The organism is Acinetobacter sp. ABJ-A23_2 (assembly GCF_044538765.1).
GTDB classification, from domain to species: Bacteria; Pseudomonadota; Gammaproteobacteria; order Pseudomonadales; family Moraxellaceae; genus Acinetobacter; species Acinetobacter nosocomialis_A.
Genome location: NZ_JBIUCP010000009.1, coordinates 19992 through 33958 on the forward strand (window position 1 = coordinate 19992; position 13967 = coordinate 33958).

General features: G+C 38.7%; 11 protein-coding genes. 6 read left to right on the top strand and 5 right to left on the bottom strand.

The window, feature by feature from the left end:
* Both ACH63V_RS05015 and ACH63V_RS05020 read left to right on the top strand, forming a co-directional pair.
* Positions 1-798, top strand: a complete 798-nt coding sequence (locus ACH63V_RS05015) for a TIGR03915 family putative DNA repair protein (RefSeq protein WP_396462920.1) — start codon at positions 1-3, stop codon at positions 796-798.
* A gap of 132 nt (positions 799-930) precedes the next feature.
* Entirely contained in the window at positions 931-2031 is a 1101-nt protein-coding gene (locus ACH63V_RS05020; RefSeq protein WP_396462921.1) for an HPP family protein, read from the top strand.
* 69 nt (positions 2032-2100) lie between these two features.
* On the opposite strand, the gene ACH63V_RS05025 is transcribed toward ACH63V_RS05020, so the two are convergent.
* Positions 2101-2355, bottom strand: a complete 255-nt coding sequence (locus tag ACH63V_RS05025; RefSeq protein WP_002052345.1) for a PspC domain-containing protein — start codon at positions 2353-2355, stop codon at positions 2101-2103.
* A 252-nt stretch (positions 2356-2607) separates the two neighbouring features.
* On the opposite strand from ACH63V_RS05025, the gene ACH63V_RS05030 reads away from it, so the two are divergent.
* Complete coding sequence (locus ACH63V_RS05030; protein WP_396462938.1) at positions 2608-3255, top strand: hypothetical protein; 648 nt, start codon at positions 2608-2610, stop codon at positions 3253-3255.
* A gap of 71 nt (positions 3256-3326) precedes the next feature.
* Here the strand turns inward: ACH63V_RS05030 and ACH63V_RS05035 are convergent, their stop codons facing one another.
* Positions 3327-5150, bottom strand: coding sequence for an acyl-CoA dehydrogenase C-terminal domain-containing protein (locus tag ACH63V_RS05035; RefSeq protein ID WP_396462922.1), 1824 nt, complete (start codon positions 5148-5150; stop codon positions 3327-3329).
* A gap of 256 nt (positions 5151-5406) precedes the next feature.
* Here ACH63V_RS05035 and ACH63V_RS05040 point away from each other — a divergent pair, with 256 nt between their 5' ends.
* A complete protein-coding gene (locus ACH63V_RS05040) occupies positions 5407-7758 on the top strand; it encodes a hypothetical protein (protein ID WP_396462923.1) in 2352 nt (783 codons plus the stop codon).
* A gap of 47 nt (positions 7759-7805) precedes the next feature.
* Here the strand turns inward: ACH63V_RS05040 and aroE are convergent, their stop codons facing one another.
* The 3 genes from aroE to ribA all read right to left on the bottom strand — a co-directional run bounded on the left by aroE (position 7806) and on the right by ribA (position 10451).
* Entirely contained in the window at positions 7806-8594 is a 789-nt protein-coding gene (aroE, locus tag ACH63V_RS05045) for a shikimate dehydrogenase (RefSeq protein WP_396462924.1), read from the bottom strand.
* A gap of 176 nt (positions 8595-8770) precedes the next feature.
* Positions 8771-9721: an oxygen-dependent coproporphyrinogen oxidase gene (gene hemF / locus ACH63V_RS05050; protein ID WP_396462925.1), complete on the bottom strand. Its 951-nt coding sequence runs from the start codon at positions 9719-9721 to the stop codon at positions 8771-8773.
* A 127-nt stretch (positions 9722-9848) separates the two neighbouring features.
* The gene (gene ribA / locus ACH63V_RS05055) at positions 9849-10451 is read right to left on the bottom strand and encodes a GTP cyclohydrolase II (RefSeq protein ID WP_001121170.1); all 603 of its coding nucleotides are present in this window, start codon (positions 10449-10451) and stop codon (positions 9849-9851) included.
* A 303-nt stretch (positions 10452-10754) separates the two neighbouring features.
* On the opposite strand from ribA, the gene dxs reads away from it, so the two are divergent.
* Positions 10755-12659: a 1-deoxy-D-xylulose-5-phosphate synthase gene (dxs, locus tag ACH63V_RS05060; RefSeq protein WP_396462926.1), complete on the top strand. Its 1905-nt coding sequence runs from the start codon at positions 10755-10757 to the stop codon at positions 12657-12659.
* Positions 12660-12780: 121 nt separating this feature from the next.
* The gene (locus ACH63V_RS05065) at positions 12781-13611 is read left to right on the top strand and encodes an inositol monophosphatase family protein (RefSeq protein ID WP_000433617.1); all 831 of its coding nucleotides are present in this window, start codon (positions 12781-12783) and stop codon (positions 13609-13611) included.
* The last annotated feature ends 356 nt before the right edge of the window (positions 13612-13967 follow it).

Genomic DNA, 13967 nt, shown 5'->3' on the forward strand with positions numbered 1-13967 from the left:
ATGTTTAATGAGGAAGTCGCTTACTATTTTGATGGTTCAATGGTTGGGCTGCTAAGCTGTGTTTTTCGTGCATTTCAATTTAAAGAATTACAGGTCAGGCTCTGTTTAAATGATGCGGCTCAACATGGCTTATTTGCCGATAAAATTGAAGTTGCAAATAACGAGCAACATGCTGAACGTGTGTGGGTAGCGCTACAAAAAAAGCTTTCGTCCTCTTCGTTGAAACAATTTTATTTTGCTTATTTATCTGAATCTTTAGATGCCTATCAGCATTTATTTAATTATTGTATTTATGTGTTTAGTAGTCATTCGTCTGTAGAAAAAGATTATTCGCACCCAAGTGTTTTAGCGATTGCGCAGTGGACGAAAAAAGTCGGGCGAGAAAAGCATAGAATGGAGGCTTTTATTCGGTTTAAGAAAACTAAAGATGAGCTTTTTTTAAGTCTGGTTCGTCCTGATTTTAATGTTTTACCGCTTATCCAGCCGCATTTTAAACGGCGTTATCAAGATCAGCGTTGGCTCATTTATGATGAGCAACGTAAGTTTGGAATTTATTATGATTTACGTGAAATACATGAAGTTTCACTCGAAGCTTCTGAGGTTGACCGTAATTTAAAAAATGGCATGAGTCAAAGTTTTCAGCTTGAGTTAGATGAGCAGGAAGTTTTGTATGATCAGCTTTGGAAAGATTATTTTAAGAGCGTAAATATTATAGAACGTCAGAATATCAAACTCCACGTGCAGTATTTGCCGAAACGGTACTGGCGTTATTTGAATGAAAAATTAATTGAATATTAAAGTTTTAAAATAGTAAGAATATGTTCAACAAGTTTTCTGATATTTAAAAGATATAATTTAAATGCACTTTATGTGGCTTTGGGCGTATACTTTTGCCCGTTATAAATAACGGCATATCCCCTAAGGTGTACTGTGAGTGTTATACAGCGAGAATGGTTACAGATTTTAAAGCCGAATTTTAAGGTTTTACCACTAAAAGAGCGATTGCTTTGCGGTATTGGAGCACTATGTGGTTTAGCAATTTCTTCCTTAATTAGTTGGTATGTTCTTGGCGGAATTAATGCTTGGTACATCGCGCCTATGGGGGCATCATCTGTTCTTTTATTTGCAGTATCAGCCAGTCCATTGGCTCAACCATGGAATGTTATTGTCGGTAATACATTAGCCGGAATTATTGGGGTTGCTTGTGCGCAGTGGATTCCTGATTTAACTACAGCTTTTAGTGTGGCTGTTGGGCTTGCCATCTTTTTAATGATGACCACCGACTCTTTACACCCGCCGAGTGGAGCAGTCGCAATTACGGCTGTGTTGGGCGGCGCTGCCATTCATAAATTAGGCTTTTATTTCGTTTTTTATCCGGTTCTGCTCAACTCATTACTTCTACTTGGTTTTGCTGTATTTTTTAATCGATTAATTGGGCGACATTATCCGGTTACTGCACATTTAAATGAGCGAAGCAAAGATCCAACACCTACTCAAAAAGTATCAATTCAGCCAAAAGATATTGAGTATGCATTAGAACATCATACTGAATTGTTAGATATCAGCCAGTACGACTTAGAAAAAATTATTTTAGAAGCGCAAGAGCACGCTAATGAACGTATGGTGAACCAATATATCTGTCAGGATATTATGAGCCGTGATGTGATTAAACTACATGAAGATGATGATATTCATCAGGCATTAGATAAGTTTAAACAGCAGAATCTCATGAGTTTACCTGTGGTCAATGCAGAAAACCATTTGGTGGGAACTTTAGCGTTATATGAAGTCGTAGAATGGTTTAAAAGGGCAGCTGATCCAAGAAACTCTTGGCAGCATTATGTAAAGCAGATCATGAGTCGTCGAGTGGTTACTGTACTACCAACTCAACCTATTCAAGATTTAGTGCCATACTTTGTTGAAAAGTCGTTTAACTACATTCCTGTGGTTGAAGATCGTAAGCTTATAGGAATGATTAGTCGTGCAGATATGATCGCGGCTTTACAGCAACAGTTAAATCGAAAACTATAATTTTTAAAATAAAAAAAGCTACGGTTGATTAGGGGATGCAACCGTAGCGACCAAAATAAACTAAGTTATTTAATGTATTTGTTCTTCTCGTACAGTACGAACAGGTTGTTGATAACCTTGTACTTGTTCAGGCTGTCTTTTAGGAATGACTAACCATAAAACCAAGTAGACTAAAATCCCTGGGAAAGCCGCACTCATTACCGAAACCAATACGAAAATAATGCGTAATAAATTTGCGTTCCAACCAAAACGTTCAGCAATACCGCCCATTACACCGGCGATCATGCTTTGTCGGTTCGAGCGATATAAACCAGAATTGGTCATGTAGTTCTCCTCAAATATATAAATGACAAGAGATATTTATTTCTCTTGGTTAATAGAAATATGGCGTCAAAATTAGCAAATTAAAGTCTGGTAAAACTAAAAATAGTTAAAATATGTAAATGGTTTAAATGAATGAAAGCAACATCAACTAAAATGCACTCTTTCGGGGCTGAAAGTGTTTGTAGCAGTGATGAGATCGTTCTTGAATTCTAGTTTGAACTGTAGCATTGCTGTTGTATGTAAATGATGTATATATCTTTGAAGTCATCTGGTCTTTTAATGAAACATTTGGGTTTGGCTGCCATTTTATGTATGGGACTGAGTGCCTGTGATGCAAATCATGCCGATTCTAAGGATCACTCAGCGGTAGCAACGACCTCTAAACATGAAGATAGTTTAGTTAAAAGTACTACTGTGGTTAAAACTTTGGATGATGCCGCGGGACGAACTTTCTTGCCTGATGGTGTGCAAGATAAGACTTCAAAATTATCTGAAACAGATCAACAATATGCGGGTCGCTACCATACTCGTATTTCGTGTGAAGATAATTTTGCCGATTGTGAAACAGGTGAAGCAGAATATATTTTAAATTTATTACCTGATGGTACGGCGTATTGGAATGTTATTCATTTTGGCCGAATTAGTAATAAAGACGGTGCAAAAAGTGCAGCCATTAATCAATTATGTCCTTCTTTGACGTGGAAAGTTGATTCTGCTGCTCATGAGTTAAAGATTCAATGTCCAACATCAGATGTTAATTTTTATTTTAATATTATTTCAAAACAAAAATTAATCGTAAATTTGGAGAAGTTGTTCTACAGCGATTATGGTAAAAATCGTGAATTTCTAGAACAAAACTATTTTGTTCCCACAAAAGCCTATGTGCTTAATAAAGAATAAATTTAATTTTAATTTAATAAAAAAGAGCGCAATTTATATTGCGCTCTTTTGATTTTAATACTTACTTATTATTAATAGTCGAAACTAAAGTGTTCAACTGGTAATGAAGTAAGTGTACGAGACGTAGTCACCATTGATTCTGCATGACCTTGTGCACGTGGCAATAAACGGTCAAAGTAGAAGTCAGCAACTTTAATTTTTGCTTTATAGAATTCAGGAGTTTCTTGACCGTTGCCTGCTTCTAATTTTTCAGAAGCAACCACAGCTTGTTGTGCCCAGAAATAAGCCATCATGACATAGCCTGAGAACATCAAGAAATCTACAGAAGCAGAAGATACGATGTCGCGGTCTTTACGTGCAGCAAGCATGATACGAACTGTTAACGTATTCCACTGCGCACAAAGCTTGGTTAAGTCCCAAGCAAAACGGCGTAAGTATTTATTACGTGCGTGAGCAGCACAGAATTTTAAGATTTCAGCAGTATATTCACGTACTACTTTACCTTTTGAACTTAACAACACTTTACGACCAATTAAGTCGAGTGCTTGAACGCCAGTTGTTCCTTCGTATAAGGTCGCAATACGTGCATCACGTGCGATTTGCTCCATACCCCATTCTTTAATATAACCATGGCCGCCATAAACTTGCATACCGTGGTTAGCAGCTTCTAAACCAAGTTCAGTTAAGAAACCTTTTAAGATCGGTGTATAGAAACCAAGTTTGTCATCGTAGTCTTCAAAAGCAGCTTGATCACCACGTGTTAACGCATCTGTCATTTTGTCAGCGATTTGTGCAGCGTAGTAAATCATTGCACGACCGCCTTCAGCGATTGCTTTTTGAGTTAAAAGCATACGGCGTACGTCTGCATGGTGAATGATTGCATCAGCAACTTTATCTGGATCTTTCTTACCAGAAAGCGCACGCATAGACATACGGTCTTTAGCATATGGAAGAGCACCTTGGAAAGATAACTCAGCATGTGCAATACCTTGAACTGCAGTACCGATACGCGCTGTGTTCATGAAGGTAAACATTGCATGTAAACCTTTGTTTACTTCACCAATCAGGTAACCTGTTGCATTGTCAAAGTTGAGTACAGCAGTTGCAGAAGCACGAATACCCATTTTGTGTTCGATTGAACCACAAGTCACTGTATTACGTTCACCAACACCGCCATCAGCTGTAGGCATAAATTTAGGTACGATAAACAAAGAAATACCACGTGTACCCGCTGGTGCATCTGGAAGACGCGCAAGCACAATGTGAATAATGTTTTCAGTTAAATCGTGTTCACCGGCAGAAATAAAGATTTTTGTACCCGTGATTTTGTAACTACCGTCTGCTTGAGGTTCAGCTTTAGTTTTTACTTGGCCTAAGTCTGTACCACATTGAGGTTCGGTTAAGCACATTGTGCCGCTCCATGTACCTTCAACAAGTTTAGGCATATATGTTTGTTTTTGCTCATCTGTACCGAATTGCAAAATAGTGTTCATACAACCTGAACTTAAACCTGGGTACATGGTAAATGACCAGTTTGCAGTACCCATCATCTCTGATTTGATCAGGTTTAAAGACATTGGCAGGCCTTGACCACCAAATTCTTCAGGATAAGAAAGCCCTTGCCAGCCACCCATTACGAACTGGTCATAAGCTTCTTTAAAACCTTTTGGCGTTTTTACTTCGCCGTTGTCAAAATGGCAACCTTCTTCATCGCCAGATTGGTTAAGTGGTGACAGTACGTTTTCACAATAATCGGCTGCACCTTCAAGAATCATATCTACAGTATCTGGATCTGCGCTTTCACCATTTGATAAAGTTTTATAGTGAGCAGGGTAGTCTAGTACTTCATTCATTAAGAAGCGGATATCGTGTAAGGGAGCTTTATATGCTGGCATGGCTTTAATCCTAATTTTGAATCATTGTGGGATTATCTCAATCGATGATTTGATTATTCACTCGCATGATAAAAATACAATGTTAATCACACCCGAAAAGAATGTCAGAAAAGCGAATTTTGTCGAAAATAAATACACTGGAAATTATATTTTCTGATAAAGTCAGGTCTTATACTTTTATGTGAAAAAACAACTAATTTTTTATTTTTAGCAAGTTTTGCTGAAAAGATAAAGCGATAAGGTTTTAAAAAAGGTTATGCATTTAAAATATCTCAGTTTATGTTTATTTAGTTTGGGCTTGACGGCATGTGCGCAACACAGTGTGCGACCACAAGTGGCATCTGCGAATTTAGAGCAAAAAGCTATTCAAAGCGTTAACGCGATGTATGAATATCCAAGTTACGATTATCGCGGAAACTTTAAAATTACGGTTGATCCATCACAAATAAAGCAAAACTCAAAAGCTGAAAATACACCTAAGCTTAATGCTGAATTACAAAAGAAAGTTGATCAGTATCTACGTGAGCAAAAAGTTAGCTTAAGTAAAGCGCAGAAACAGACCTTATATGCAGCTATTGCAAATGAACAAGGCGATTTGGGACTGACCTCATCAGCACGTTCTGACAAAGTAAACGCCGTATTAATTAATTTATTAAATGATCTTCAATTTAGCTATGACGGCTCAATTCATTATCGTCAAAAAATGGGCTCATTTAACCTAACTGCCAGATATGAAAAGCCAACGCTATTGGTTCAGGCAAAATTGCCAATGGTGCTTGATTTAGAAAATTATAAGTTTTACGTAAATTACTTCGGTTTAATGCCGTATTTAGTCAATAAAGAAAATCAAAACAATTTAGCTTATATTGATTTTTCAAAGTACAAAGACTTCTTTAAAAATGTCGATATGAAGAAGTTTATTGAATATGTTAAATCATCTAGTGCGGTCTCTTATCGTTTGGCTGACCCGCAAAACTTACAACGCGTATCTCTGACAGATACTGATCGTAAGGCTGGGGCTGTTGATAAAATTCGTTTAAAAACTACGATTGAAGAATTACTTTTAGAAGTTGAGTTGTATGGTCAGGTCAATGATAAGTACCTTCAAAAAAGTGTTTTAGGTTTCGACAACGAAAAGATGGCAGAAAAGGTAGCCAATGAGCTTGCTACTGCTGAAGCGAAAAAAGGAGCTGCTGATAAAGAAGAACAAAAAGTTTCTTCGGATGATGCCGCTGCTGTAAGTCAGGAACTATATAGTTTAATCAACGCACACTTTGATGGTGCTCTTTCTTCATCAGATGATGAAGGTGAAGATAATTTAAGTACGGCAGCACAAGCTCCGGAAGCTGCAGATGCATCAGTTTCTGAAGACGAAGATGCCAGTGAAGAAGCTGCTGCAGATGGTGTACAAGATGCACAAGCTGAAGATGTTGTAAACCTCACTGAAGATCAATGTATTGAATTAAAATCACTGAAGAAACCTGTTGCTTTAGGTGATATTAATTATTGCCAAGTCTACGGTATAGATGTGCTTGATCAAAGCGCTGCAAGTGCTGAAAAAGTTCAAACCAAGTCTCGCCGAGATGCTTTAAAACAAACTTTTGAAGCTTATAACCAAAACCAATTTATCAATGATGAAGCATTCAAAGCACTATGGCTAAAACACAAGGCTGAGATTGAACAAGCTTTACCGAAGCAAAGAAATCCAATTACGATTGATGTAGCTTTAGATGACAAAGGCCGTGCAGTGAACATGACTTATGATGTTGCTTATACGCCAGCTGAGTTTAAACACAGCTTTAATATTAAAGCGGATATGCAAATTTTAAACTACGGTAAAGCAACCTCAATTGATCAGCAGCAACTTAAACAAGCCAAGTCTGTAGCTGAAGCAAGTAAAGGCTCTATGCTGGAAAACTTTATTAAAGGCTTTGGAGAAAAACTTGGTCAAGGTGATGTGTTAGAGCATCCAGTAGGCACACATAGTGATGTACAAGATTTAGATACAAATCTGGCTGTACTTGCAGATAAAACCTATGATGCAACGCATGCTTATGACAGAACTTATAAAGCAGTATTTATTGCCAAATTGACTGCCGAAAAACCGTCATATATTAAGTATTACTCTGTTCAACAGCTACAAGAAATTGCTGAGGTTTATGCTTACTGGTTCTCTGAGGAAGATACTTATAATCCTCAAGGAAAGGCTTTAGAACGTATTACAGCTTTACAGCAAAAGCATCATCTTGAGCAAGATGAGCAGTTTGATCATGAATTAGGTCGTGCTGTAGATCATATTGTAATAGAGACTATACAAGGTAAAGCAGGGCGTGAAGCTTGGCAGAAACTACAGAAACAATATAAACAGCCAGCTCAACTTTTCTCAAAACAGTATCAGTTAGAATTTGAAAAACAAAATGGTGTTTCTGCTGAAGAAAAGCATTTGTTATCAGAAACGGCTGATATTTTAGGGAATGTCTATGTAGCCGCTCGTAAACAACAGCTTACGGAAAAAACAATTCAGAAGTTAAAACCTGAACATAATGAATTTATTGATTATGAAATTTTCCGAGATGTTTATAAGCAAATGGTTGCTGCTAAAAAATAGTAAATGAGATAAAAAAAGAACCTACTTTAAGTAGGTTCTTTTTTTGTTTATAAGAAATCTTTTAAGTCTGGTCTTACACCATTCCAGATATAAAAAGCTTCAATCGCTTGGCCTACTAACATGCCAAAACCTTCTGCATAAGGCACATTGCGTTGTTTTGCTTGATCTAGGAAATTAGAAGGTTTGCCATAAGCCATCTCATAAGCATGTTTGAATTGTAATTTTTCAGGAAGTTGTAGAGCATCGCCTGAAAGGCTTGCAGATGTCGCATTAATTACAATATCAAAACTCCCTTCTAAGTCATTTAGAGAAATAGCTTGTAATTGGGCTTGTGGAACTGCTGTTTTTAAGTCGTCTACAAGTTGCTCTGCACGAGCCAGAGTTCGATTTGCAATAACGATTTTTTTAGCGCCAGCTTGTACAAGCGGATAAATAACTCCACGAGTTGCACCACCAGCCCCTAAAATTAAAATAGTTGTATTTTCAAGATTCCATTTTAATGCTTGAATTGCGGCAACTAAGCCTTGACCGTCAGTATTGTCGCCATGCAATTTGCCATTTTCCATCCATAACGTATTTACAGCTTTAGCAATTTGAGCACGCTCAGTTAACACATCACATAAAGCAAAAGCTTGCTCTTTAAACGGAACAGTAACATTCATGCCACTGCCGCCTTCTGCAAAGAAACTGCGCATGCTCGATTCAAAACCATCGAGAGAAGCCAGCCGTTTTTGATAGTTTAGATCAACACCTGTTTTTTCAGCGAAAGCATGATGCAATTCAGGAGAGCGTGATTGTTCGATCGGGTTGCCAATTACTGCAAACTGTTTGGTCATTCTTGTATCCAAAATTTTAAAATGGCATGAAGCAGATAAAGCCTATACTGAATATTCAGCAGGCCTCACTATAAGTCAAATTGGCACAAGAAAAAATATTTGGAGGGTGTAGAAAAGTTGAAAACAAAAAAGGAGATCCTTTAGGGTGGAAGCCAAAGAATCTCCAAAACAAAAAATTAAGCGACTTTTTCTTTTAAGCCTAACCAATCACGAGGTTTTAAGTAGTAGTCAGTTAAACGTTTTTCTGATGAGTCTTCATCCCATTCAGGGCGATACGACCATGCAGCTAAATTAGGTAAGCTCACTAAAATCGACTCAATACGGCCGCCTGTTTGCAGACCAAATAAAGTACCACGGTCATACACGAGGTTATATTCAACATATCTGCCGCGGCGATAAAGCTGAAATTCTCGTTGAGCTTCGGTATACGGCTGTTCACGGTGTTTTTCGAAAATTGGCAAAATGGCATTTAAATAACCATTGCCTACAGCTTGAATATATTTAAAGCAAGTTTCGAAATCCCAGCAATTTAAATCATCAAAAAATAAACCACCGACACCGCGCTGTTCATCGCGATGTTTTAAATAAAAATAGTCATCACACCATTGCTTGTGTTCGTTGTAAACATTGTCGCCAAAAGGTTTACATAGGTCATAAGCAGCTTGATGCCAATTTAAAACATCTTGGTCATCTGGATAAAATGGCGTTAAGTCAAAACCACCACCAAACCACCAAATTGGATCTTGTCCTTCACGTTCTGCAACGAATAAACGTACATTTGCGTGAGAGGTTGGAATATTTGGGTTTTTAGGGTGAATAACTAAAGAAACACCGAGTGCTTGAGCTTTAGCACCTGCAATTTGAGGGTGACGTTCTGTTGCAGAAGCAGGAAGTTTGCTAATGTTGATGTGAGAAAACATTACACCGCCTTTTTCGATCACTGTGCCATTTTGCAGCACACGTGAACGACCGCCGCCACCTTCTGGACGTTCCCAATCATCAATAATAAATTCTGCCGTACCACCGCCAGCTTTTTCTTGTTGTTCTAAACCAGCGCAAATACGGGCTTGTAAATCGAGGAGAAATTCGCGGACACGTTGAATATCTGTGGAAGTCGGATGTTGCATAATGACCCTCAAAGATGATTGATATAAATTAAATACATCAAAACATAAAACCATAAAAAAAGTAAGGGATTTTTTCTAAATCTTGAAAAAATCCCTTAGACATTGTTTTTAAACTTTGGATTTGAAATCAAAAATCATCTTTTTGATAAAGGTGATCCATTCTTTCACGTTTGGTTTTTAAATATTGTTCATTAAAAGGATTACGACCTACAGTTAACGGTACACGGTCTACAACGTTAATACCTTGATCTTTGAGTGCCTGAATTTTCAAAGGGTTGTTGGTAATTAACTTTACTTCTTTTACTTTTAAGTGGTCGAGCATGATGCTACACATATCGTAACGACGTGCATCGGCAGGTAAATTCAGTAGTAAATTGGCATCTACTGTATCGTGTCCCTGATCTTGTAGGGCATAAGCGCGAATTTTATTGGTTAAACCAATTCCACGACCTTCTTGGCGCAAATATAAAATTACGCCTTGTCCTGCTTCATTGATGAGTTTTTGAGTCGCTTGCAATTGTGGTCCACAATCACATTTCAATGACGCAAACGCATCACCTGTTAAACACTCAGAATGTACACGGACTAAAACAGGGCCTGTTGGTGGATTTTCTAACCCTTTAGAAAGTGCCACATGTTCTTCACCTGTTGCTGGATCTTGAAACACAGAAATATTGAATTCACCAAAAGCGGTCGGGAGTTTTGATGTTGCAATGAACTCTATAGGCACAGATTAACTCATCTTTTAACCGAAAACGGTTTAAAGTATAGCGTAATGCTGGGAGATTGGTCGAATTGTCATAATCATTTTGCACACTAAGGTTTTCTTTTTTGTATAAAGAAGACGATAATAGTTGATAAATAGTCAGATTATTCAGGATAATCTGCCAACCATACCCATAATGTATGAGAGACTGCTTTGCATGATCTCGTTCGCAAATGTGGCTGATTGAAGGTGACTTCATTCGATTGTATGATCGACCCATTTTGACCCAGCTTAGGATTTGCCAGGCTTATAAAGGCTTTGCCACATATGTTGTATACCGAAATTCCAACTCAACGCCCTGTTACGCCATTGTTAGATGCAATTGATCATCCTCAACAATTACGTCAGCTCGAGCATAGTCAACTGGTTCAAGTGGCTGATGAGTTGCGTCAATATATTTTATATGCAGCAGGCCAGAGTGGTGGCCATTTCGGTGCTAACCTTGGCGTGGTTGAGCTGACGGTTGCGCTGCATTATTGTTTTAATACACCAAATGACCGTTTAGTTTGGGATGTGGGACATCAAGCATATCCACATAAAATCCTGACTGGTCGCCGTGAACAAATTACAACTATCCGTTCAAAAAATGGTTTAGCAGCTTTCCCTGCTAGAGAAGAATCGGTTTTTGATACCTTTGGGGTAGGGCATTCATCAACAGCTATTTCAGCTGGCTTGGGTATGTCACTTGCACGCCGCTATCAAAATGATCCATGTGAAGTTGTTTGTATTGTGGGTGATGGTGCAATGACTGCAGGCATGGCTTTTGAAGCCATGAACGATGCTGTCGCACATGATGCTGACTTGATTGTTGTACTTAATGACAATGACATGTCAATTTCTTGCAGTACTGGTGGCTTTGCTAAGCATTTAGCTGCAATTTGGGAAAAAGGTCATTTAGTCAATGTAGATGAACATGGTGAGGCTTATATTCAGCCACACCCAAAATGGACCTATAACTCTCGATTACACCAATCAGCAACCGATGCAGCAGATAATCTATTTAAAGCAATTGGTTTTGATTATTTTGGACCATTTGATGGGCACGACGTCACTCAGTTGGTTCAAGTGTTCAATGCGCTCAAAAAACGTAAAGGTCCACGTTTAGTTCACGTTTATACTAAAAAAGGCAAAGGCTTTGCTCCAGCGGAAGCTGACCCAATTACTTACCACGCGATTGGCAAAATTAATGCTGCTTCAGGCGGGAAAACACCACCTAAATATTCTGATGTCTTTGGGGAGTGGTTGTGTGACGAAGCTGCTCAAGATGAGCGTTTGCTTGCGATCACGCCTGCTATGTGTGAAGGCTCGGGCATGGTTAAGTTTGCCAAGCAATTCCCACAACGTTTCTTTGATGTAGCCATTGCAGAGCAGCATGCTGTGACGCTTGCAGCAGGTATGGCATGTGAAGGACTAAAACCTGTTGTTGCAATTTATTCGACATTCTTGCAGCGTGGTTACGATCAACTTATTCATGATGTTGCATTACAAAATCTTGATGTAACTTTCGGGATCGACCGTGCTGGTTTAGTAGGTGAAGATGGCCCAACACACGCAGGTGCATATGACTATGCCTATATGCGTACTGTACCGAATATGGTAATTATGGCGCCAAAAGACGAAAATGAATGTCGTCAAATGCTTCATACAGCTTATGCCTATAATGGCCCTGCCGCAGTACGTTATCCACGTGGTGCAGGTGTTGGTGTTGAAATTCAAAAAGAAATGACTGTTCTTGAATTAGGTAAAGCTGAAATCGTTGCAGAAATTAAACCAAATAGTGATGAGCAAATTACAGTTCTAGCATTTGGTAGCCGTGTCATGGTTGCTATAGAAGCTGCCGAGCAACTTGCACAAAAACACGATGTTGGTGTGCGTGTCGTAAATATGCGCTTTGTAAAACCGCTTGATGAACAAATGATTCGAGACTTGGCTGAACATACTCATTTATTCGTAACAGTTGAAGAACACGCGATTATGGGTGGTGCAGGTAGTGCTGTGAATGAGTTTATGGCACAAGAGCAAATTGTGAAACCTATCATTAACTTAGGTTTGCCAGATTCATTCCTGCATCAGGCTTCGCATAATCAAATGCTGCAAGATTGTGGTCTAGATGCTAAGGGTATTTTGAACTCAATTGAGAGAGCTTGGCTTAAGCAAAATCAGGTGGTTTAAGCCTTTAATAAAATTTTTGAAACATTTTTTCCCATAAAGCGCATTCATTTGCTAAAATGTATGCGCTTTTATGCATTATTCTTTGTCAAAATCTTCAAATTTGTATTGTAGTGGGTGTTCAATGGAACCTATGGTGGTTATGGCTGCGCGTGCGGCTCAAACAGTTGGTCAAGAGCTTTTAAAAGCGCATCAAAATCGTCATAAACTCGATTTGCAAGTTGAAGAGAAAGGCATTGATGGCCCGGTAACACGTGTAGATCGTTATTTAGAACAATTAACGATTGATACGTTACGTAAAAGTTATAAAAACCATAGCTTCTTAGGTGAAGAGTTCGGTTTGCAAGAAGGCAAAGGCCATGATGCAGACTGGTGCTGGGTCATTGACCCACTTGATGGCACGCAAAACTTTATTAATGGTTTCCCTCATTTCTGTATCTCTATTGCAGTTCAACATAAAGGCGTTACTCAACACGGTGTAATTTACGATCCTGTACGTGACGAATTGTTCTCTGCAAGTCGCGGTCGCGGTGCGGTAATGAACCAACGTCGTATTCGTGTAAATGTAAAAGATAGCTTAGAAAATACATTCTTGGCAGTAGGTCACCCTTACCGTGCTAAACGTGCTGGTGAAATCGTATCTTATGCAGAGCAGCACTTTGCTTCATTATTAGCTGTGACTCAAGCGGGTGCTCAAATCCGTCGTGGTGGTTCAGCTGCTCTCGACTTAGCTTATGTTGCTGCTGGTCGTTTCGATGGTTTCTTTGAACTTGGTTTAAAACCATGGGATATCGCTGCCGGTGAGCTTATTATTAAAGAAGCGGGCGGTGTAGTGGTTGATGCTCGTGGTGGAAATGATTCACTTGAAAATGGTCAAGTGATTGCATGTTCACTTAAAATGTTAAAGCCATTAATGCAAACAGTTGTTCCTGCTTGGGACAAAGCTGCAAAATAATTTAGAAATACTTTCAATGTTAAGACCCTCTTTTTATAGAGGGTTTTAACTTTTTAATGATCGGTAAAATACAAATAATAGTAGAAATAACGATAAAGTTGATTAAAACACATGACTTTTAAATTCTTTCTGCTATAATCCGCCCACGCACTTAAATTTCCGTTCATTACCTGAACATTCTGTTCTATTCATTGTAAGCGCACGCTGTCCATAGAGAGGACCATTTCTTGCGCCCCGATCGCTCAGCGATTCTTCAGGTTCGGCCGTAATCAAGCGTGCGTTTAATCCACATCGTCGTTACTCGGATTGCCGCTGAATAATAAGGTTCAGCTAATTTTGCTTTGCCGCTTTGTGCC

Excerpts from the sequence above, each read along its gene's own strand:
- ACH63V_RS05015 (WP_396462920.1), top strand. The coding sequence starts at position 1 with ATGTTTAATGAGGAAGTCGCTTACTATTTTGATGGTTCAATGGTTGGG.
- ACH63V_RS05025 (WP_002052345.1), bottom strand. The coding sequence starts at position 2,355 with ATGACCAATTCTGGTTTATATCGCTCGAACCGACAAAGCATGATCGCC.
- ACH63V_RS05035 (WP_396462922.1), bottom strand. The coding sequence starts at position 5,150 with ATGCCAGCATATAAAGCTCCCTTACACGATATCCGCTTCTTAATGAAT.
- ACH63V_RS05040 (WP_396462923.1), top strand. The coding sequence starts at position 5,407 with ATGCATTTAAAATATCTCAGTTTATGTTTATTTAGTTTGGGCTTGACG.
- aroE (WP_396462924.1), bottom strand. The coding sequence starts at position 8,594 with ATGACCAAACAGTTTGCAGTAATTGGCAACCCGATCGAACAATCACGC.
- hemF (WP_396462925.1), bottom strand. The coding sequence starts at position 9,721 with ATGCAACATCCGACTTCCACAGATATTCAACGTGTCCGCGAATTTCTC.
- dxs (WP_396462926.1), top strand. The coding sequence starts at position 10,755 with ATGTTGTATACCGAAATTCCAACTCAACGCCCTGTTACGCCATTGTTA.
- ACH63V_RS05065 (WP_000433617.1), top strand. The coding sequence starts at position 12,781 with ATGGAACCTATGGTGGTTATGGCTGCGCGTGCGGCTCAAACAGTTGGT.